The organism is Cobetia sp. MM1IDA2H-1 (assembly GCF_002916775.2).
GTDB classification, from domain to species: Bacteria; Pseudomonadota; Gammaproteobacteria; order Pseudomonadales; family Halomonadaceae; genus Cobetia; species Cobetia marina.
On sequence record NZ_CM133225.1, the window covers coordinates 73,872 to 92,769 of the forward strand.

An 18,898-nucleotide genomic window follows, 5' to 3' on the forward strand; every position below is an offset into this window, starting at 1 on the left:
CAGCCCCTATTGCTCAAGCATACACCGCTTATCCGGTCAGGAAAAAAGACTCCCGCCAGGTGGCGGGAGTCTTTGGGTGTCGCGTGAGTCTCGATCCTTGATTACTTGCGGCTGGAGGTGAATTCCGGATACGCCTCCATGCCACATTCCGCCAGATCGACGCCTTCGTACTCTTCCTCTTCGCTGACGCGCAGTCCCATGATGGTCTTGATGACCAGCCAGACCACGAAGCTTGCGATGAATACCCAGGCGAAGATGGACACGGCGCCCAGCAGCTGTGCGGAGAAGGTGGCATCGTCATTGGTCAGCGGCACTGCCATCAGGCCCCAGAGACCGACTACACCGTGGACGGAGATGGCACCGACCGGGTCATCGAGCTTGAGCTTGTCGAGGCCGACGATGGAGAACACCACCAGCAGGCCACCGACGGCGCCGATCAGGGTGGCAGCACCGACACTCGGTGCCAGCGGACCAGCGGTGATGGCGACCAGGCCAGCCAGGGCGCCGTTGAGGGCCATGGTCAGGTCAGCCTTGCGGAACCACAGGCGGGCGAGGATCAGGGCAGCGATGACACCCCCGCAGGCAGCGGCGTTGGTGTTGACGAAGACCTGAGCGACCGCGTTGGCTTCATCGATGTTGGACAGCACCAGCTCGGAGCCGCCGTTGAAGCCCAGCCATCCCAGCCACAGGATGAAGGTGCCCAGGGTCGCCAGCGGCAGATTGGAGCCCGGGATGGCGTTGATCTCACCGTTCTTGCCGTACTTGCCCTTGCGAGCCCCCAGCAGCAGCACGCCAGCCAGTGCGGCGGAAGCGCCTGCCATGTGCACGATGCCGGAGCCGGCGAAGTCACTGAAGCCCGCTTCGCTCAGGAAGCCGCCACCCCAGGTCCAGTAGCCCTGGACCGGGTAGATGACGCCCGTCATGACCACGGCGAAGGCCAGGAAGGCCCACAGCTTCATGCGCTCGGCGACTGCACCGGAGACGATGGACATGGCGGTCGCCACGAACACCACCTGGAAGAAGAAGTCGGAACGCGCGCTGTAGTAGATGTCGCCACCGGAAGCGAGCGCTTCCTCAGCGGTATTCTCGGCGCCGATCAAGAAGCCCAGGCTCGGCAGGAAGCCGCCTTCGGCGCTTGAGTACATGATGTGGTAACCGACCACCATGTACATGGTGCAGGCGATGGCGAACAGCGCCACGTTCTTGGTCAGGATCTCGGTAGTGTTCTTGGCGCGTACCAGGCCAGCTTCCAGCATGGCAAAGCCGGCAGCCATCCACAGCACCAGGGCGCCACAGACCAGGAAATAGAAGGTATCAAGTGCGTACTTGACCTCGATGATCTCGTTCATGCGGGATTCTCCTTTATTATTGTGCGCGGGGCTCAGACAGCATCGGCGCCGCGTTCACCGGTACGGATACGGATCACGTCATCCAGCGGGGTGACGAACAGCTTGCCGTCGCCGATCTTGCCGCTGTTGGCTGCCTGGGTGATGGCGTCCAGCACCGTTTCCACACTGCTGTCATCAACAGCCACTTCAATCTTGACCTTGGGAAGGAAGTCGACGACATACTCGGCGCCGCGATACAGCTCGGTGTGGCCCTTCTGTCGCCCGAAGCCCTTCACTTCCGTGACCGTGATGCCTTGCACGCCGTTGTCGGCCAGCGCTTCACGCACGTCGTCCAGCTTGAAGGGTTTGATGATGGCGGTGATCAGTTTCATGTGCTGCCCCCGTTTGCTACCGCAATGATCTGTCATGTTGAGTGCGGCCAATCAGACACTGCTGGTGGCCTGTTCCTGACAAGTGCATCGCACGAGGTATGCCATGAGGTTAAAAAATCTTTAAATTCATCTAGTTGTGCTGAGGGAAAAAGCAGCTCCGCAGCAAGGCCAAAAATGACGGCAAGAAGAACGCCATGGCGATGCACCGCTTTGGTGCCTGAATTGCGGCTTTCGAGGTAGGAGATAGCGCTAATATGGTGCACAAGGTCCGTGCCTGCCGTCAGTGGCGAGAGATTCGGGGTCGAGACATGCGTCAGGCCAGCGGGTTGCGTATCCTTGCAACATGACATGATGTCCCCCACGTTTCGGGGAGATCCTTTTCTCTGACCGACAGCCCCATGATGGGCCCGTCGGCTTGCAATGGCTGAGGTGGAGCATGTTCAAGAACGACGTCATCGGGCGTATGGCCCAGCAGATCGGTGAGCGCCTCCAGGACGCCTCGCACGGCCCGGAAGAGCTGCAGAAGTCCGTACAGGGTGTGATGCGCAGCGCCTTTGATCGCATGGAACTGGTGTCGCGCGAGGACTTCGACATCATGATGGATGTGCTGACGCGGACTCGCGGGCGTGTGGAGTCGCTGGAGAAGCAGGTCATCGCACTTGAGGCGCTGCTGGAGAAGCAGGGACTGGTGGCGGGTGCTGCGTCGACCACCGAGCCTGCCGTGGCGGTGGACGATGAGGGAGAGGCTGCGCTGGCAAAGCGGGAAGCCGCCAGCCACGCCGAGGAGATCGAGCGTCAACGCGACGCCTGAATGACATGCTGCCAAAAAAACCGCCACACCCGTCGAGGTGTGGCGGTTTTTTTGTGTCCGTCGCATGAGGCGGGTGCCGGGCAGGTCAGACCGTCTGTGGACGAGACCCCATCAACCAGCGAACCAGGCCCACCAGAGATGCCACGATCCAGAACACCTCGATCACGAAGCTGGCGAGATTGAAGTTGATGCACAGGCTGATCAACAAGAGGATCGCCCCGCTCAGATTCATGAGGTTGTAGGCCAGGCTGCGTGCATCGAGCCTGCCAATCTGCAGCAGAAAGAAGGCACCGACCACCAGAGAGGTGCCGAGCATGCCGATGATGTCCGCCATGGGTGCCAGCGAGGCAAGCATGTCTTGCATGGGGTGTTACTCCTGAAACAAGCCGAAGTCGTCCTGAATGGCTGGCCCTTTCCATGGGTTGGACGATTCTCTGCCACCCTTGGGTGGCCTCCTTGAGACAGCTTGGCGGTTGTATCAGCAGGGCCGAGACAACCGATCAAATATACCAGCAGTCCCCCTCTTGAGGCACTCCTGTAGCGCCTGGAGTACCGCCTTGCATGTTCCATCAGCACTCTTCTGGTGCAGGCCCGAGGGCTTGTGATCAGCCAAGTGTTCCATGTCGCCAACTTCGTGAAATATCTGCTAGAACGCGCGTTATTTCATGGAAAAAGCCGGTTGATGGACTATTTTCAACGTTCAGTCCGCATGAATGTCTCGAGCTGAACAGACACGGCAGCCAGTCCGGCGCATCGAAGGAGGCTGGCATTGGGTGGGGCCTGCGCGACTCTCGGGAAAGGCACTCCCTTCCCCCGCGCCTCTTCTCTTGAGCCCAGCCTCCTGAGTCATGCTAGGGCGTTTCTCCGTTCACTTCTTCATGAACATCTCCGTGAACTACTTCGTGAAGCTCTTCATGAAGCTCTTCATGAAATTCATGCCGCGATGTCGACGGGAAACGCTGCCGTTTGTTCATCGTGCGGGTGCCTTGCCCGTTCTGGGTGACGATATTGCCTCTCTGCCGCCTGTTTCGCCGGTCTGGCCGGGTGCTGGAGGAGGGCTGATGTCGCCCTCAAGTGTTGATTCAGAGTGTAATGCGTCACGCTTCGATGAGGTGGTGCGGCTCGGTGTCCATATCGATAGGGTTTGGCGTTGCCAGATGATGGATATTTGAGCGCTGGGAAATGTCCTGTCGAGGGGGTTATGTAATGTTATACACAGTCGGTATTTTCCTTACGTATCCAGTAATTCTAGGGGTTGGTGGCGTAATGAAAATTATGAAACGGGTGGCTGGAATTGCTGATAATACCGTTGCGGTGCAGTGAGGACATGCCGTGTCCGGCAGCGCGAGTGACATTTGAGGAGTGCCGTATCGCCAAGCGTTGAGTCGTATGCACGCTGGCAGGTATGAGATTTGCCATGCTGGAGGAGATGGCACCGGTATCGTGCCCTCGCGCTCATGGCAGGCGGGTGCCTGCTCCGATTGCGCCGTGCAGCAGAGAGGCGGCATCACGCAGGGAAGACTCATGTCATTGGCAATGTTGCGCACGCGCGCATCTCTTGGTCTTGAAGCTCCGGAGGTGCAGGTAGAGGTACACCTCTCCAACGGGCTGCCGGGGCTCTCCATCGTTGGCTTGCCGGAAGCGGCGGTGAAGGAAAGTCGTGAGCGAGTGCGCAGCGCATTGCTCAATGCAGGCTTCGAGTTTCCAGCGCGCCGAATCACCCTCAATCTGGCCCCGGCTGACCTGCCCAAGGAGGGGGGGCGCTTTGATCTGCCGATCGCACTGGGCATCCTGGTGGCATCCGGTCAGGTGCCGGAAGAGGCCGTGGCGCAGATCGAGTGTCTGGGCGAGTTGGCACTCGATGGCAGCATTCGCTCCGTCACTGGCGTACTGCCTGCTGCGCTCTGCTGTCGCAAGGCCGGGCGCACCCTGGTGGTGCCGCGTGGCAATGCCGATGAGGCCGCGCTGGCGGAACAGCTGGATGTGCTGTCCGTGGGCCATCTGCTGGAGTTGGTGGCGCACCTTCTCGGGCGAGAGAGGATCACGCCGCATGTCTGTTCCGTCACTCCTCAGGCGCGACTCCCGGAGCCGGACCTGAGCGAGGTGCGTGGCCAGCATCAGGCGCGGCGTGCGCTGGAGATTGCCGCTGCGGGAGGCCACAACCTGCTGTTCGCGGGGCCGCCGGGTACGGGCAAGACGATGCTGGCCAGTCGCCTCTCCGGCATTCTGCCGCCGCTGGGGGAGGCCGAGGCCCTGGAAGTCGCGGCGGTACGCTCGGTCTGCGGGATGCCGATCATGGAGCGCTGGGGCCAGCGGCCCTTCCGGGCGCCGCATCATACCGCCAGTGGTGTCGCGCTGGTCGGGGGTGGCTCCAGACCGCGTCCGGGAGAGGTGTCGCTGGCCCATCATGGCGTGCTGTTTCTGGACGAGCTGGCGGAATTTGATCGTGGTGTGCTGGAAGTGATGCGTGAGCCGCTGGAGAGCGGCCGCATCCTCATCTCGCGTGCCAGCCACCAGCGGCGCTTTCCGGCACGTTTCCAGCTGGTGGCGGCGATGAACCCCTGCCCGTGCGGCTATCTTGGTGACAGCCGTCGCAACTGCAGTTGCACGCCGGCCCAGATCCAGCGCTATCAGGCGCGCCTATCTGGCCCGCTGCTGGACCGTATCGATCTGCAGGTCGAGGTACCGGGACTGCCTGCTGAGGAGCTGACGTCCGCGACCCCCGGTGAGGCCTCGGACGCAGTGCGCGAACGGGTGCTGGCAGCCCGCGCTCGTCAATTGGCCCGCGGCGGGCTCAATGCCCATCTCGACACCCATGCCCTGGAAGCCGCCTGCCAGCTGGAGGACGGCGAGCGTCAGTGGCTGGCCGGCGTGCTGTCGCGTCTCAATCTCTCGGCGCGTGCCTATCACCGGGTCTTGCGTGTCGCGCTGACGTTGAGCGATCTCATTGCGCAGGATGGCGTGCAGCGGCCCCAGCTGATGGAAGCCATCGGCTATCGTCAGCTGGATCGAATGATGGGGAGAGACCCGGCCCGCCCGGGAGCGGAACAGCGCAGCGCCTGAGCACTGCCTGTCGGGCCGCGTCGCCCGTTCAGAAGGACGGGCTGTCCGCGCCGGGGATGCCCTCACGGATCAGGCGCGAGAAGTCGCCGTCCGGGTGCTCGTCGGCGGCGATGGCGGCAGGGTTGATCAGACTTCTGGCCTTGAGCTCGGCGAAGGGCGCGGCGTCACTGAGCGCATCCTGGTCCGCGACATATTCCGGCAGATAGCCGGAGAGCAGCAGTCGATAGTCCAGCGGCAGGCCGTCGGTGAGGCGCGTCATCATCGCGTAGACGAGGGTGGTGCAGTTGCTGGTGGCGGTGTTGTAGAAGCGTGGCTGAGTGCGCAATGTCTCGGCTTCGTCGACGTAGGCCAGCAGCAATTCGCGGATCAGTTCGCGCGGCATCTGCACCCGATAGAGATGCACCTGCTCCCCGCGCACGTTGCTGCGCACGCGGATGATGTCGCGCTCGTCAGCGGCGATCACCGCCAGTTCGTACTCCTTGAACATCCCGCCCAGTGTCGAGAAGGCCTCGTCACGCTCCTTGCGGATTTCCACCGAGAAGGCCAGATGGCGTCCATCGGCGAAACCGAAGCTGACCAGCGTATGAGCGATCTGCGGCCCCATCCAGTGACTGGTCAACAGATCCACCGAGGTCAGTTGATCCAGAGGATAGTCCCGACTCTCCCAGCGCGGCGTGTAATCCTCAGGCGTGCGCCACTCGAAGTTGCGCACCTGTTCGAGGTGCAGGATGTCATCTTGGCTGACGCTCCCCTCGACCAGATGTTCGACCTCCGGTGCCCAGTCGCGGTCCGCCCGCGGGGTGATGCTGTTCCACCAGCCGAGGCTGGCGACCAACAGCATCAGGTAGCTGCCCGCCAGTCGCCAGCGAATCGCATGGAGTTGCGGCGACCACAGCGCAATGACACAGATGAGGCTCAGCGCACCCGCGAGGACGGCCAGTGTCGTGCGAAGCCCCTCCGGTCCCGGCAGGCGGAACCACAGGGCAGGCATCAGCCACAGGCTCGCCCCCAGCAAGGCAAGGCTGGTGACGCTGCGGAGCACGATGCTGGTCAGACTCATCGGCCGGCACTCATGCGCGATTCTCTTCGACGATGGCCTGCTCAAGACGCGCCAGTCGACCCGGCACCAGGCTGTCCTCCAGGGTCGAGATGCGCAGGATATGGCCGAGCGCCGGGTGAGGGGAGCGGGTGATCAGCACGCCCTGCGCCATCAGTTGCTGTTGAACCTGAGCGGCCCGCTCGGCGCTCTTGAGGCGCACGCAGAGGAAGTTGGTGGCACTGGGGAGGACGTCAGCCCCCAGCGAGCGCAGGTGCCCGGCAAGCTGATCACGACACTGGATGACCGCGGCGACGTGAGTCGCGGCTTCTTCGGGATGCTCCAGCAGCAGCTCGCCGGCTGCCAGTGCCGGCGCGCTGACGGCATAGTGGATCCGAACCTTGGTCAGAAGGGCGAGATCCTCACGCTCGGCGATCATGAAGCCGAGACGCAGGCCCGCCAGTCCATAAGCCTTGGAGAAGGTGCGCAGCCGGAAGGTACGAGCCATCGGGGCATTGTCGGCCTGCGCCGCATCGGGGCGGAAGTCGTGATAGGCCTCGTCCAGCAGCAGGCTGCAGTCCGCTGGGAGCGCATCACGCAGTGCTCGGACATCCTCATCCGAGTGCAGGTGCCCGCTGGGGTTGTCCGGGTTGGCGAGATAGACGACACGGGCCGCATGCTGACTTGCCGCCGCGGCGAGTGCGGCGAGATCCGGTGCCAGCTGGGCGAAATGGAGGGCATCATCAGAGGCATGGGCTTCGGTATATGGCACTTCAATGACCTCAGCACCGAGACCGCGCGCAAAGTACGCCAGTGTGGGGTAGGTGCCGGCACTGGTGATCACGCGCTCTCCCGCACAGATGGTGGCGCGCATCACCAGCGCCAGCAGGCTGTCGGCGCCGGCGTCGACCAGCAGCGTCTCGTAGGCGACGCCCAGGCGCTCGGCCAGTTGATGGCGCAGTTGCCAGGCATCGGCGTCCGCGTAGCTGCGGCTCAGGTCTGCCAGGGCATGGCCCAGCTCGCCGCCGAGTACCGCGTGGGGCATGTCGAGCCCTTCATTGGAGCCGTACTGATGCGGCAGCGCATGCCCCAGTCTGCGTTCCAGCGCCTTGATGCCGGGGAACGGGTTGTGCGGTCCCTCCTGATAAAGGTGGGCCAGGAAACGGCGGGGAGTGGCGGTAGTCATCTTGGCTCCAGAGGCGGTAACGGATGACGCCGGGAGGCAGGAGGTGGCCATGCGGCGTCAGAGAGTGAGTCGAGGAGACAGTGGGCGCTCAGGAGGCAGGTCGCGCACTGGCAAGGGCGTCAAGCGCCGCCTGATCGAAGGCGCCGCTGAGCGTGAATGTCCGGGTCTGCTGGCGCTCCGCGCTGAGACGGCGCACCAGCTCCAGTGTCAGCTGGTAGGGCTGCAGGGTGCGGTCGGAGAGCCTCAGGGGGCCACCGCTGGTATCCAGGCGTGCCACGAGGCGCCATTGCAGACTGTCGATGCCGGGGCGATCGTTGCTCCAGTTGAGCACCTGCGGGCCATCCTTGAGCGCCAGCAGGGCACGTGTCAGCGCTTCATTGAGTGCGCCGGGCTGCACCTCGAGACTGGTATCCACTTCAGGAGGTGCCAGCAGCAGGACCTGCTCGCCCAGTGGCGGGGCCCAGCTCTGCTCATCCAGCAGGCGGGCAGCACTCTGGCCCAGGCCATAGATGGGGTCGCGCTCCGCGCGTGGCACCTGATCCAGTCCCATGCAGCCGGTCAGACCGGTGATCAACATCAGGCTCGCCAGTGTTCGCAGCCCGCGACTCATTCGTGACATGCCGGGGCGCCTCCCCTGTCATCAGGGGCCTCAAGTTCCGGGCGCGGCGACAGCGCATCGAGGAAGGCATCCAGCTCGGCGAACAAGGCCGTGCGAATCGGCTCGGCCTCATTGACCAGATGATGCTGCGCCTCGGGGTGGCGATGAATCCGCGCGTTGGGGAACTTGCTGGCCAGCACGTCGAGATTCCACTGCCAGTCCACCGTGGTGTCCTGTTCGCCCTGCAGGATCAGGGTGGGTAGCGAGCAGGGCGGGAGGGCCTGCAGGCGTGGAATCCATGCGCGCATGGCCGAGACCCACTTCACGGCGAGTCGATCCGCCTGAAGCGGGTCGTTGGTGCTCAGGAACTCGTAGAACGCCGCGTCATTGGTATTCGCGCGGTACTTGCGCGGAATGGAGTCGATGAAGGGGCGCGCCATGCTATGCAGCCAGCGGGACTGCGGCCACCCCCAGGGGCGAACCAGCGGGGCGAGCAGCGCGATTCCCTGCCAGCGCGAGTCACTGCCACGCATCAGGGCGTCGGTGGCCAGCACGGAGCCGCCGGTGCTCTGACCGATCCCGAACCAGGGGTGCGGCGCCAGGTCGTGGACTTCCAGATACTCCTGAAACGCCTGCAGGCAGCCGACATAGTCACCGAAGTCATCGATGGAAGCCGGCTCGCCGGAGGACAGGCCATGCCCCGGCAGGTCCCACAGCGCGACCTGCCAGCCCTGCTTCAGCAGGTGGGCCAGCAGGTGCCGATACAGCGCGAGGTGATCGAAATATCCATGCACCACGAAGATGGTGCCGCGCGGACTCGGGGGAGTCCACAGCTGTGCCCACAGGCGAAAATCGCCAGCATCGAGGTGTCCGGCATGTACGGTGACATGTGCGCTGCGCAGTTCATCCAGGCCATAGTGGCTCAGGTAACAGGCCAGCGGGCTGGTCGTCTGACCGGGCAGACACTCAGGCAGACGAATGAAAGGGCCATAATCGAGCAGTGCGCTGAAGTCGGGCATGGTGATCTCCATAATGCTGCCATGCTAGCGGCTGGAGCTGTCGTGAGCCATAGGAAAAAACAGTGTTTCTTCATACAAGGGCTGCGTGTCGCGAACTGCCAGCATTCGTCATGCCATTTCCAGAACACGGTAATCCGGTTTCAGCCTCTTGTTCATTGGTCAAAGCCCCGCTTCCGCCAGCCACGGCATCGGGTATGGTGAAGTGATCCACAACCGCCCGGCAGATGATTCATTCCACGTACGGTTCGTCAGTTGATATTCGTTTCCAGGGAGAGCACACGCATGACCGATCGCATTCAACTTGAACGTCTGGCCATTGATGCCGGACTGCACCGCTTCATCGAGGAGGAAGCGTTGCCCGGTTCCGGTATCGCCTCGGCCGACTTCTGGTCCGGCGTCGATGCGTTGCTGCACGAGCTGGCGCCACGCAATCGCGAGCTGCTGGAAACGCGCGAACAGCTGCAGGCCAGCATCGACCAGTGGCACCGTGAGCATCCCGGCAAGGTCGAACTGCCCGCCTACAAGGCCTTCCTGAAGGAGATCGGCTACCTGGAAGACGAGCCGGCCAGTGTCGAGGCCACCACCGCCAACGTGGACAGCGAGATCTGCCAACAGGCAGGACCGCAGCTGGTCGTGCCGGTGATGAATGCCCGTTACGCCCTGAACGCCGCCAATGCGCGCTGGGGCTCACTCTATGACGCCCTCTACGGCACCGACGCGATCAGTGATGAAGATGGCGCCGAGCGCGGCAAGGACTACAACCCGGTGCGGGGTGCCAAGGTGGTGGCCTACGCACGCCAGGTGCTGGATACCATCGCGCCGCTGGCTGGCGGTACGCACCATGACAGCGAGGGGTACTCCATTCGTGACGGCCACCTGCTGGTGCGGGTCGGCGGGCGTGACCTGAGCCTCAAGTCGCCGGAACGCTTCCTCGGCTATCGCGGCGACGAAAGCGCGCCAAGCGCGATCATCTTCGCGCACAACGGGCTGCACGCGGAGCTCGTGATCGATGCCGAGCACCCCATCGGCAAGACCGACCCCGCCAACGTCAGTGACCTGATCATGGAGGCTGCGCTCTCCACCATCATGGACTGCGAGGACTCGGTGGCCGCGGTGGATGCCGACGACAAGGTGGCCGTCTATCGCAACTGGCTGGGCCTGATGAAGGGCGATCTGACCGAGACGCTGGAGAAGAAGGGTCGCCAGATGACGCGCAGGCTGAATGCGGACCGTGAATACACCGGCGCCGATGGCACCACCCGCGTGCTGCATGGTCGCTCGCTGATGCTGATCCGCAACGTCGGTCATCTGATGACCAACCCGGCCATCCTGCTGGAAGATGGCAGCGAGGCGCCGGAAGGCATCATGGATGCCATCTTCACCAGTCTGATCGCGCTGCATGATCTCAAGGGTGACAAGGACAGCCGTGGCGGTATCTGCAACTCGCGCACCGGCTCCGTCTACATCGTCAAGCCCAAGATGCACGGTCCGTCCGAGGTCGCCTTCGCTGACGAGCTGTTCTCGCGTGTCGAGCAGCTGCTGGGCCTGCCGAATGCCACGCTCAAGATGGGCATCATGGACGAGGAGCGTCGTACCACCGTCAACCTCAAGGCCTGCATCGCCGCGGCCAGCTCCCGTGTGGCCTTCATCAATACCGGCTTCCTGGATCGCACCGGTGACGAGATGCACACCTCGATGGAAGCTGGTCCGATGCTGCGCAAGGGCGACATGAAGGGGGCGGCCTGGATTCAGGCCTACGAGAAGTGGAACGTGGATATCGGGCTGGAATGCGGTCTGCGGGGTCGCGCCCAGATCGGCAAGGGCATGTGGGCGATGCCGGACCTGATGGCGGCGATGCTGGAGCAGAAGATCGGCCATCCCCGCGCCGGTGCCAATACCGCCTGGGTCCCGTCACCGACCGCGGCCGTGCTGCATGCGCTGCATTATCACCAGGTCTCGGTGAAGGACGTGCAACATGACCTGCTCAGTCGCCCGCGCGCCAGTCTCGATGACCTGCTGACCATTCCGCTGGAGCTTGATCCCCAGTGGAGTGCCGAGGAGATCCAGGCCGAGCTGGACAACAACGCCCAGGGGATCCTCGGCTATGTGGTGCGCTGGATCGATCACGGCACCGGTTGCTCCAAGGTGCCGGACATCCACGATGTCGGCCTGATGGAAGACCGCGCCACGCTGCGCATCTCCAGCCAGCACATCGCCAACTGGCTGCATCATGGCATCGTCGACAACGCCCAGGTGCAGGACACGCTGGAGCGCATGGCGGGCGTGGTGGATCGTCAGAACGCTGCGGATCCCAGCTATCAGGCGATGACGGCGGATCTCGAGGGCTCCATCGCCTTCCAGGCTGCCTGCGAGCTGGTGTTCCAGGGACGAGTGCAGCCGAGTGGCTATACCGAGCCGGTACTGCATCGCCGCCGCCTCGAGAAGAAGCAGCAGGCTCACTGAGGCAGCGTCAGCGCTGCGCCATGAGCGTGGCACTGCGGATGCGGATCTTGGACATGCACGACGGCGGCTCTCGAGCCGTCGTCGTGCTTTCTGGCGATGCCATATTTCCCGAGACGGCATTTGACGCTAGCCTTGCCCCCAGTAGCGCGCAACCGTACGATCAGCGCCCGCTCAGCCACTGCAGCGCCTGAAACGCGATGGTGTGGCGATCCCTGGTCACCACGCCTGTGCGTGTCGGTGCCACCAATCTGTCGTAGTCATCCTGTCGAGGAGAACGTCATGCCCGTCATGCACGCTGCTGCCATCGAGGACTTTCTCGATGATGTCTTCCCCCAGCGCCTGGGCACCATAGAAGCCGTGGGGGATGGCTGGGCCACCATGGGACTGGCCATCGAGGACGAGCATCTGCGTCCCGGAGGCAGCGTCTCCGGTCCGGCGATGATGGCGTTGGCCGATGTCTGTCTGTATGTCGCGATCCTGGGGGAGATCGGCCCGGAGCCGATGGCCGTGACCAGTGATCTCAACATCCATTTCCTGCGCCGTGCCCGCGGTGACCGGGATCTGATGGCCACCGCACGCCTCCGCAAGCTCGGGCGGCGTCTCGCCGTGGGCGAGATCGAACTGTTCAGCCATGGCGACACGGACCCGGTCGCTCTCGTGACCGCAACCTATGCCTTGCCGGATCGCGATGACTAGCGGCAGGTGGTGGGGGTGATCGCCCCGCTACAGCTTGTTGGCATCCTTTTCCTCGCTGCCGCGCTGACGCCAGCCGGTGATGGCCAGGCTCAGCCAGCCCGCGATCAGCAGCAAGCCACCGATGGGCGTGATGATGCCCAGCTGGGTGCGCGCCGTGGTGGCCAGCGCATACAGTGAACCGGAAAACAGCAGCATCCCGGCCGCCCACAGCCCCAGCGTCAGCATCTGCCCGCGCAGGGGCTGCACCGAGCGCCAGGCCAGCACGCCGACCGCCGCCAGCACGTGCCACATCTGATAGCGCACGCCGGTCTCGAAGACGCGCAGCATGTCCGCGCTCAGAGTGCCGCGCAGGCCATGACTGGCGAAGGCGCCCAGCGCGATGGTGGACATGCCGGCCAGGCCCATGGCCAGCCACCAGTGGCGGGAGTGGGAGTCGTTGTGACGCATAGAGAGAAAATTCCTTGAGGGCAGGTGGCGAGGGCATATCGTACCGACGATGTTGTGCCTACGCCTGTCCACGTAAAGCCGCTACAATGGCGGCCTCTTTTCGCGGGAGGACAGCATGCAGATACAGCTAAACGGTGAAGATCATGTGGTGGCGGATGCCATGACAGTCGCCGCTCTGGTCGAGAGTCTCGGACTTCAGGGCCGCCGCCTGGCAGTCGAGCGCAACGAGGACATCGTGCCACGTAGCGCTCACGCCGACACCCTTCTGCAGGCCGGTGATCGCATCGAGATCGTCCACGCCATCGGTGGTGGTTGAACGTCCCGCTGCCAGGGTCGATAGCTTTCACTTCACGCTCGCTCACGTCCAGCTCGATGAGGTCATCATGACAGACAGTTCTGCCCAGACGCTTAACGCCCCCGTCACCCAGGTCGCCGGTGACAGTCCGCTGGTCGTCGCCGGTCGCGAGTTCTCCTCGCGCCTGCTGGTCGGCACCGGCAAGTACAAGGACATGGATGAGACCCGTTCCGCCATCGAGACCTCCGGCGCGGAAGTGGTCACCTTCGCGGTGCGTCGCACCAATCTGGGCCAGAATGCCGATGAGCCGAATCTGCTCGACGTGCTGTCGCCCAGTCGCTATACCTTCCTGCCCAATACCGCCGGTTGCTACAACGCGCGTGACGCGGTGCGTACCTGCAAGCTGGCGCGTGAACTGCTGGATGGCCACAATCTGGTCAAGCTGGAAGTGCTGGGCGATCAGGACACGCTGTATCCCAATATCGTCGAGACCCTCAAGGCCGCCGAGGAGCTGGTCGCCGATGGCTTCGACGTGATGGTGTATACCTCCGACGACCCCATCGTCGCCCGTCAGCTCGAGGAAATCGGCTGCTGCGCCATCATGCCGCTGGGCTCGCTGATCGGCTCCGGCCTCGGCATCCTCAACCCGCATACCCTGTCGCTGATCATCGAGCGCGCCAACGTGCCGGTGCTGGTGGATGCCGGGCTGGGCACGGCGTCCGAGGCGGCCTTCGCGATGGAGCTCGGCTGTGATGGCGTGCTGATGAACAGCGCCATCGCCCATGCTCGCCAACCGCTGCTGATGGCGGACGCCATGCGCCAGGCCGTGATCTCCGGCCGTGGTGCCTTCCTGGCGGGACGCATGCCGACTCGCCTGACGGCGCGCGCTTCCTCGCCGGGGGCCGGCCTGATCACCGGCTGACCTCCTGAATCATTCGAATCCGATGCTCGCGCATCGCTCATGCAAAGACCAAGACGACCCCATGACTGACGAGACTTCCAAGCCGCAGGACGACACGTCCACTTCTGCTCCTGCTGACGATGCGCAGCAAGAGAGCGTGCAGAACGAGAGCGTGCAGAATGAAAGCGCGCAAGCGACCCCTTCCGTGGCGGATGAAGCCGTCGCCCGCAAGCGTGGCATCAAGAGCTACGTGATCCGCGGTGGGCGCATGACACAGGCCCAGACCCGCGGGCTCGAAGAGGTCTTCCCGCGCCTTGGTCTGCGTCACGAGCAGGGCGAGCTGGACCTCGAGGCGCTGTTCGGTCGCCGTGCGCCGCTGGTGATCGAGGTCGGCTTCGGCATGGGCAAGTCGCTGTGCGAGCAGGCTCAGGCCAATCCAGGCACCGACTTCATCGGGATCGAGGTGCATGCTCCTGGTGTCGGCAAGCTGCTGGATGATGTCGACAAGCTGGGTCTGACCAATCTGCGCGTCTATCGTCACGATGCATTGGAAGTGCTGGCTGACTGCGTGCCGGCAGGGTGTGCCGACACCTTCCAGCTGTTCTTCCCGGACCCGTGGCCGAAGAAGAAACACCACAAGCGTCGCATCGTGCAGCCAGCCTTCGTCGAGCTGGTGCGTCGTGTGCTCAAGCCGGGCGGTCACTTCCATATGGCCACCGACTGGGAGAACTACGCCGAGGCCATGGCCGAAGAGATGGCCGAGGCACCGGGCTTCGTCAACACGGCTCCGGCCGAGAGCGCCCCCTATGTGCCGCGTCCGGATTTCCGTCCGCTGACCAAGTTCGAGCAGCGCGGCGAGCGTCTCGGTCACGGCGTGTGGGATCTGATCTTCGTCAAGCAGGACTGATTCGCGCCTCGTGCGCAGTGGCGGCATCATCACGATGCTGCATCGCGGCCGCCTTCGGGTGGCCGCTTGCGTCTGAGACCCGCCGCTTTTGCCTTTCTCTTCCCACCTCGTCCCGAGAGCTGATGACCATGACGACGCCCACCCCTGAGCCGGCTGACCGGCCGACCATGACGCCACTGACGACCCTGACCTGCCCACTGGATGCCCAGCGGCTGATGCGAGATGGCCAGAGCTGGTGCTGCGCCGATGGCCATCGCTTCGATATCGCGCGTCAGGGGCACGTCAATCTGCTGCCGGTGCAGCGCAAGCGCAGTCTGGACCCCGGCGACAGCAAGGCGATGGTCAGCGCTCGCCAGCGGCTGTTCGCCCTCGGTGGCTATCAGCCTCTCGCCTCGGCGCTGGCACGACGAGTGCTGGCGCTGGCAGGGCAGGCAAGTGCGCTGGCCGTGCTGGATGCCGGCTGTGGGGAAGGCTTCTATCTGCGTCAGCTGGCAGGCGCTGCCGATGAGCAGCGGCGCTCGCTGACGGCGGCGGGACTGGATATCTCCAAGCACGCGGTGCTGGCGGCAGCGAAGCAGTCACGCGATGCCGCCTGGCTGGTGGGCACCAACGCGGCACTGCCGTTGGAAGACGCCTGTGTGGATGTGGTGATCTGCGCCTTCGGCTTCCCCGTCTGGCAGGAGTTCGCGCGTGTGCTCAAGCCCGGGGGCCATGTGGTGCTGCTGGAGGCGGGAGCCGAGCACCTGCTGGCGTTGCGCAGAATTCTCTACCGGGAGCTGAAGCCCGCGCGTGGCGAGGCCGGGGTGATGGCCGCCGAAGCTGCAGGTTTCGTGGTGGAGGGGGAGGTCGAGCATCTGCATGCAGGGCTTTCATTGACCAGCAATGAGCAGATCCGGGATCTGCTGACCATGACCCCGCATCTGTATCGTGCCGAGCGTGATGGTCTGGCACGAGCCGAAGCCATGACGGCCTTGGCGGTCGAGCTGCACGCGGAACTGAGGGTGTTCACGCGCGAGGAGGCACAAGGCGCGGCGTAAATAGAAATTCTTCGCATTTGGCTTGCAAAAGCAAATGAGAATGATTATCTTGTCTGTGCGGTGTCCGGGCAGACATCGCAGGGCGCAAGCCCATCCGCGGCGGCGGAGTCAGGCCCCCGCTGCGGAGTTTCTCCTCATCAAGCTAGTCACGGTCTTGGGCATCCTCATTTGGGATGCCCTTTTTCTTGTGTGCGGTTCATGCCGAGAGCCCTCAGGTCGCGAGCCGCGACGGAGCCTCCGTCAGGTCGCCAGCCACAGGGGCAGGGTCAGCATCGCCAGCAGCGTCTGCGCGGTGATCAGCGCCGCCATCAGTTCGGCATTGCCACCCAGCTGGCGCGCCAGGATGTAGGCTGACGTAGCAGTGGGCAGCGCGGCAAACAGGATGGCGACATCGCGTGCCACTCCAGTCAGGCCAACGCCGGCGCACAGCCCCACCACCAATGCCGGCATCGCCAGCAGCTTCAGCAGACTCGCCAGCCATGCCACGCTGCCACTGTTCATCAGTACTCGTGGTCGCAGCGCCACGCCTACCGCCACCAATCCCAGTGGCAACGCCGCGCGCCCCAGCAATGTCAGCGCATCGCCGCTCCAGCCCGGCAGGCCGATGCCGCTGAGATTGAGCGCCGTTCCCGCCAGACAGGCCAGCACCAGAGGGTTGCGGGTCAGCGCCTTGAGTGAGCGCAGCAGTCCGCCGTCACCCAGAGTGCCGGCGCCGATGAACGCCAATACGCACAGCAGGTTGGCCGCTGGCACCATCAGGGCCAGCGCCACCGCCGCGACGGTCGCACCGGCACTGCCATGCAGCGCTGCCGCGCCGGCCACGCCGACGTAGCTGTTGAAGCGGATGCTGCCCTGGAAGAGTGAGGTGAAGGACGCGGCATCGCCCAGCTGGCGGCTCAGCCAGTCGGGGGCATGACGCCACCCCAGCCACAGCGCGGCAGCGAACAGCAGCATCGAGCCCAGCATCACGCAGGCCAGAGGGATGACCGGGACGCTGGCCATGTCAGCGCGCGCCAGGGTGGACATCAGCATGGCAGGGAACAGCACGTAATAGATGAGGCGTTCCAGCTCGCTCCAGAACCCCTCGCCCGGGAAGCGCTTCCAGCCCAGCAAGGCGCCCGCGACGATGAGCAGGAAGAGAGGACCGAGCGCCTGTTGTACACTTGCCATTCTGTCTCCTGGGCGTGCTCACGGTGCGGATGGGGCGTCGTGGCCAAGAACGTCTCGTGCCTCGACGTGACACGATGTCTCGGCGGCTGCGCCCGCCGGGGGGCCTGATAAGCTTGTCATGAGTGGCTCACCTGCGCATTCATTCATGTGTCTTAGCCTGTCGACCTGTTTGCCACGCGACTGTCTCCTCCTGTTCCGGCGTGCTGCCGGATTGTCATCGGAACCGCCATGTATCGCGCCGAAGAAGAAAATGCCCGCCCGCCCTTGCTCAACCTGCTGATCATGGTGACGCTGCTCACCATCGTCGTATCGCTCTATTACCTGATCGACTACTACCTTGTACGTGACGGCAGCAACGGCAAGGTCACCTGGTTCGCCCCCAACCAGTCCTGCGAACTCAGCCATGCGCCCTGCAGTGCCGAGCTGGGGCGCTTCGGGCGTATCACGCTCGCACTCGATGGTGACATCAGCCCGCTGACGCCGCTGGGTATCCGGGTGATCACGGAAGATGTGGCACCCGAGGGCGTGGAGGTCGATTTCATCGGTCGCCACATGGACATGGGGGTCAAGCGCAGTCTGCTGACCACCCGGGATGCGCCGACGCAGGCACGTCAGCACTGGTCGGGGGAAGGACAGCTCGGTTTCTGCAGCAGTGCCACCATGGCATGGCGAGCACAGGTGATCGTGACCACTGAACGTGGCCGCCTGGGCAGCTGGTTCGACTTTGACAGCCATCCGCCTGCCTCCACGGCGGAGCAGCTCGAAAGCTCGGTCAACCAGCTGTTCTCCCCTGACGAAAGAAGCGTCCGGCGAGACAGCTAGCGCGCGGCGAGGCGTGAGGCGTCTGACCGGCAGGCCACCACTGACAAGGAGTCCAGGCATGCAGGAGGAGAACAGGCAGACCCTGCGCTGGCTGATGCTGGGCGTGGTGGGTGTCGTGGCACTGGTGGGCGCGGGGGTGACATGGCAGGCCCTTCACCGACCGTCGGCGCCGGTGTCCGGCATGCAGGCGTGGGCGAGCCTTGGCGGGCCCATCCAGTTGACATCGGCACGGGGCGACTTCCGGCTCGCCGAGGTCAGCATGGGGGAGGCCGCACCACCGGATGCCACGCCGGTGGTGGCACTCTATTTCGGCTATACCCAATGTCCGGATGTCTGCCCGATGACGCTGGCGGCCCTGCGCCAGGTGCTGACCGAGTTGCCGGCGTCGGCGGCCGCTCGCGTGGTACCGGTGCTTGTCTCTCTGGACCCTGAGCGTGATACGCCAGCACGTCTTGCCACCTATGCCGGGCACTTTGGTCCGCGTTTCATCGGGGTCACGGGCAGCGATACCGAACTGGCCGAGATCGCGCGTCGCTACGGGGTCAGTCATCGGCGTGTCGATGCCCCGGATTCCGAGCTGGGCTATACCGTGGATCATGGTGCGGCGCTATATCTCGTCTCCGCGCAGGGGCGCATCTACGATCGCATTCCCTTCACGCCAGGCGCGGCCGGCATTCGGGCCGGCCTGACTCGCGTGCTGAGCGAGACCGCTCCCTGACGTCTCCTT

General features: G+C 64.1%; 20 protein-coding genes. 11 read left to right on the top strand and 9 right to left on the bottom strand.

The window, feature by feature from the left end; translation table 11 throughout:
* Positions 1-101: 101 nt before the first annotated feature.
* Both BOH68_RS00335 and BOH68_RS00340 read right to left on the bottom strand, forming a co-directional pair.
* Complete coding sequence (locus BOH68_RS00335; RefSeq protein WP_077379618.1) at positions 102-1,349, bottom strand: ammonium transporter; 1,248 nt, start codon at positions 1,347-1,349, stop codon at positions 102-104.
* Positions 1,350-1,381: 32 nt separating this feature from the next.
* On the bottom strand, positions 1,382-1,720 hold the full coding sequence (locus BOH68_RS00340; RefSeq protein WP_065392452.1) for a P-II family nitrogen regulator: 339 nt from the start codon (positions 1,718-1,720) through the stop codon (positions 1,382-1,384).
* A gap of 436 nt (positions 1,721-2,156) precedes the next feature.
* Between BOH68_RS00340 and BOH68_RS00345 the strand changes: the two genes are divergently transcribed.
* Complete coding sequence (locus tag BOH68_RS00345) at positions 2,157-2,531, top strand: accessory factor UbiK family protein (protein WP_077379616.1); 375 nt, start codon at positions 2,157-2,159, stop codon at positions 2,529-2,531.
* An 85-nt stretch (positions 2,532-2,616) separates the two neighbouring features.
* On the opposite strand, the gene BOH68_RS00350 is transcribed toward BOH68_RS00345, so the two are convergent.
* Positions 2,617-2,895, bottom strand: coding sequence for a CBU_0592 family membrane protein (locus BOH68_RS00350; protein WP_077379614.1), 279 nt, complete (start codon positions 2,893-2,895; stop codon positions 2,617-2,619).
* Between the two features lie 526 nt (positions 2,896-3,421).
* Between BOH68_RS00350 and BOH68_RS00355 the strand changes: the two genes are divergently transcribed.
* Both BOH68_RS00355 and BOH68_RS00360 read left to right on the top strand, forming a co-directional pair.
* Positions 3,422-3,703, top strand: a complete 282-nt coding sequence (locus BOH68_RS00355) for a hypothetical protein (RefSeq protein WP_139345497.1) — start codon at positions 3,422-3,424, stop codon at positions 3,701-3,703.
* 352 nt (positions 3,704-4,055) lie between these two features.
* Positions 4,056-5,594, top strand: coding sequence for a YifB family Mg chelatase-like AAA ATPase (locus BOH68_RS00360; RefSeq protein WP_077379610.1), 1,539 nt, complete (start codon positions 4,056-4,058; stop codon positions 5,592-5,594).
* Between the two features lie 28 nt (positions 5,595-5,622).
* On the opposite strand, the gene BOH68_RS00365 is transcribed toward BOH68_RS00360, so the two are convergent.
* From BOH68_RS00365 to BOH68_RS00380, 4 genes are all read right to left on the bottom strand, one after another.
* The gene (locus BOH68_RS00365; protein WP_077379608.1) at positions 5,623-6,654 is read right to left on the bottom strand and encodes an Lnb N-terminal periplasmic domain-containing protein; all 1,032 of its coding nucleotides are present in this window, start codon (positions 6,652-6,654) and stop codon (positions 5,623-5,625) included.
* A 10-nt stretch (positions 6,655-6,664) separates the two neighbouring features.
* Positions 6,665-7,816: a pyridoxal phosphate-dependent aminotransferase gene (locus BOH68_RS00370; RefSeq protein WP_077379604.1), complete on the bottom strand. Its 1,152-nt coding sequence runs from the start codon at positions 7,814-7,816 to the stop codon at positions 6,665-6,667.
* 88 nt (positions 7,817-7,904) lie between these two features.
* Positions 7,905-8,435 carry a hypothetical protein gene (locus BOH68_RS00375; RefSeq protein WP_139345496.1) on the bottom strand — a complete coding sequence of 177 codons (531 nt, stop codon included), beginning with the start codon at positions 8,433-8,435 and terminating at the stop codon, positions 7,905-7,907.
* Positions 8,423-9,433 (bottom strand): alpha/beta hydrolase, encoded by a 1,011-nt coding sequence (locus BOH68_RS00380; RefSeq protein ID WP_077379600.1) that lies wholly within the window; start codon positions 9,431-9,433, stop codon positions 8,423-8,425. Before BOH68_RS00380 ends, BOH68_RS00375 begins: the two co-directional genes overlap by 13 nt.
* 282 nt (positions 9,434-9,715) lie before the next feature.
* On the opposite strand from BOH68_RS00380, the gene BOH68_RS00385 reads away from it, so the two are divergent.
* Together BOH68_RS00385 and BOH68_RS00390 are read left to right on the top strand one after the other, a co-directional pair.
* Positions 9,716-11,896: a malate synthase G gene (locus tag BOH68_RS00385; RefSeq protein WP_077379597.1), complete on the top strand. Its 2,181-nt coding sequence runs from the start codon at positions 9,716-9,718 to the stop codon at positions 11,894-11,896.
* A 279-nt stretch (positions 11,897-12,175) separates the two neighbouring features.
* Entirely contained in the window at positions 12,176-12,592 is a 417-nt protein-coding gene (locus BOH68_RS00390) for a PaaI family thioesterase (protein ID WP_077379595.1), read from the top strand.
* A 27-nt stretch (positions 12,593-12,619) separates the two neighbouring features.
* On the opposite strand, the gene BOH68_RS00395 is transcribed toward BOH68_RS00390, so the two are convergent.
* On the bottom strand, positions 12,620-13,039 hold the full coding sequence (locus tag BOH68_RS00395; RefSeq protein ID WP_077379593.1) for a DUF423 domain-containing protein: 420 nt from the start codon (positions 13,037-13,039) through the stop codon (positions 12,620-12,622).
* A 115-nt stretch (positions 13,040-13,154) separates the two neighbouring features.
* Between BOH68_RS00395 and thiS the strand changes: the two genes are divergently transcribed.
* The 4 genes from thiS to BOH68_RS00415 all read left to right on the top strand — a co-directional run bounded on the left by thiS (position 13,155) and on the right by BOH68_RS00415 (position 16,179).
* The gene (thiS, locus tag BOH68_RS00400; protein ID WP_077379591.1) at positions 13,155-13,355 is read left to right on the top strand and encodes a sulfur carrier protein ThiS; all 201 of its coding nucleotides are present in this window, start codon (positions 13,155-13,157) and stop codon (positions 13,353-13,355) included.
* 67 nt (positions 13,356-13,422) lie between these two features.
* The gene (locus tag BOH68_RS00405) at positions 13,423-14,256 is read left to right on the top strand and encodes a thiazole synthase (RefSeq protein WP_077379589.1); all 834 of its coding nucleotides are present in this window, start codon (positions 13,423-13,425) and stop codon (positions 14,254-14,256) included.
* 61 nt (positions 14,257-14,317) lie between these two features.
* On the top strand, positions 14,318-15,142 hold the full coding sequence (gene trmB / locus BOH68_RS00410; RefSeq protein WP_077379587.1) for a tRNA (guanosine(46)-N7)-methyltransferase TrmB: 825 nt from the start codon (positions 14,318-14,320) through the stop codon (positions 15,140-15,142).
* Between the two features lie 128 nt (positions 15,143-15,270).
* Positions 15,271-16,179, top strand: a complete 909-nt coding sequence (locus BOH68_RS00415) for a putative RNA methyltransferase (RefSeq protein ID WP_240704346.1) — start codon at positions 15,271-15,273, stop codon at positions 16,177-16,179.
* A 240-nt stretch (positions 16,180-16,419) separates the two neighbouring features.
* Here BOH68_RS00415 and BOH68_RS00420 read toward each other — a convergent pair whose 3' ends face one another.
* Positions 16,420-17,349 (bottom strand): AEC family transporter, encoded by a 930-nt coding sequence (locus BOH68_RS00420; protein ID WP_077379585.1) that lies wholly within the window; start codon positions 17,347-17,349, stop codon positions 16,420-16,422.
* A 228-nt stretch (positions 17,350-17,577) separates the two neighbouring features.
* Here BOH68_RS00420 and BOH68_RS00425 point away from each other — a divergent pair, with 228 nt between their 5' ends.
* Both BOH68_RS00425 and BOH68_RS00430 read left to right on the top strand, forming a co-directional pair.
* On the top strand, positions 17,578-18,171 hold the full coding sequence (locus BOH68_RS00425; protein ID WP_077379583.1) for a hypothetical protein: 594 nt from the start codon (positions 17,578-17,580) through the stop codon (positions 18,169-18,171).
* Between the two features lie 58 nt (positions 18,172-18,229).
* Positions 18,230-18,889, top strand: coding sequence for an SCO family protein (locus BOH68_RS00430; RefSeq protein WP_077379581.1), 660 nt, complete (start codon positions 18,230-18,232; stop codon positions 18,887-18,889).
* Positions 18,890-18,898: the final 9 nt, after the last annotated feature.

Excerpts from the sequence above, each read along its gene's own strand:
- BOH68_RS00395 (WP_077379593.1), bottom strand. The coding sequence starts at position 13,039 with ATGCGTCACAACGACTCCCACTCCCGCCACTGGTGGCTGGCCATGGGC.
- BOH68_RS00360 (WP_077379610.1), top strand. The coding sequence starts at position 4,056 with ATGTCATTGGCAATGTTGCGCACGCGCGCATCTCTTGGTCTTGAAGCT.
- BOH68_RS00390 (WP_077379595.1), top strand. The coding sequence starts at position 12,176 with ATGCCCGTCATGCACGCTGCTGCCATCGAGGACTTTCTCGATGATGTC.
- BOH68_RS00340 (WP_065392452.1), bottom strand. The coding sequence starts at position 1,720 with ATGAAACTGATCACCGCCATCATCAAACCCTTCAAGCTGGACGACGTG.
- BOH68_RS00350 (WP_077379614.1), bottom strand. The coding sequence starts at position 2,895 with ATGCAAGACATGCTTGCCTCGCTGGCACCCATGGCGGACATCATCGGC.
- BOH68_RS00375 (WP_139345496.1), bottom strand. The coding sequence starts at position 8,435 with ATGTCACGAATGAGTCGCGGGCTGCGAACACTGGCGAGCCTGATGTTG.
- BOH68_RS00385 (WP_077379597.1), top strand. The coding sequence starts at position 9,716 with ATGACCGATCGCATTCAACTTGAACGTCTGGCCATTGATGCCGGACTG.
- BOH68_RS00430 (WP_077379581.1), top strand. The coding sequence starts at position 18,230 with ATGCAGGAGGAGAACAGGCAGACCCTGCGCTGGCTGATGCTGGGCGTG.
- BOH68_RS00380 (WP_077379600.1), bottom strand. The coding sequence starts at position 9,433 with ATGCCCGACTTCAGCGCACTGCTCGATTATGGCCCTTTCATTCGTCTG.
- BOH68_RS00415 (WP_240704346.1), top strand. The coding sequence starts at position 15,271 with ATGACGACGCCCACCCCTGAGCCGGCTGACCGGCCGACCATGACGCCA.
- thiS (WP_077379591.1), top strand. The coding sequence starts at position 13,155 with ATGCAGATACAGCTAAACGGTGAAGATCATGTGGTGGCGGATGCCATG.
- trmB (WP_077379587.1), top strand. The coding sequence starts at position 14,318 with ATGACTGACGAGACTTCCAAGCCGCAGGACGACACGTCCACTTCTGCT.
- BOH68_RS00370 (WP_077379604.1), bottom strand. The coding sequence starts at position 7,816 with ATGACTACCGCCACTCCCCGCCGTTTCCTGGCCCACCTTTATCAGGAG.
- BOH68_RS00425 (WP_077379583.1), top strand. The coding sequence starts at position 17,578 with ATGTATCGCGCCGAAGAAGAAAATGCCCGCCCGCCCTTGCTCAACCTG.
- BOH68_RS00420 (WP_077379585.1), bottom strand. The coding sequence starts at position 17,349 with ATGGCAAGTGTACAACAGGCGCTCGGTCCTCTCTTCCTGCTCATCGTC.
- BOH68_RS00345 (WP_077379616.1), top strand. The coding sequence starts at position 2,157 with ATGTTCAAGAACGACGTCATCGGGCGTATGGCCCAGCAGATCGGTGAG.
- BOH68_RS00365 (WP_077379608.1), bottom strand. The coding sequence starts at position 6,654 with ATGAGTCTGACCAGCATCGTGCTCCGCAGCGTCACCAGCCTTGCCTTG.
- BOH68_RS00335 (WP_077379618.1), bottom strand. The coding sequence starts at position 1,349 with ATGAACGAGATCATCGAGGTCAAGTACGCACTTGATACCTTCTATTTC.
- BOH68_RS00405 (WP_077379589.1), top strand. The coding sequence starts at position 13,423 with ATGACAGACAGTTCTGCCCAGACGCTTAACGCCCCCGTCACCCAGGTC.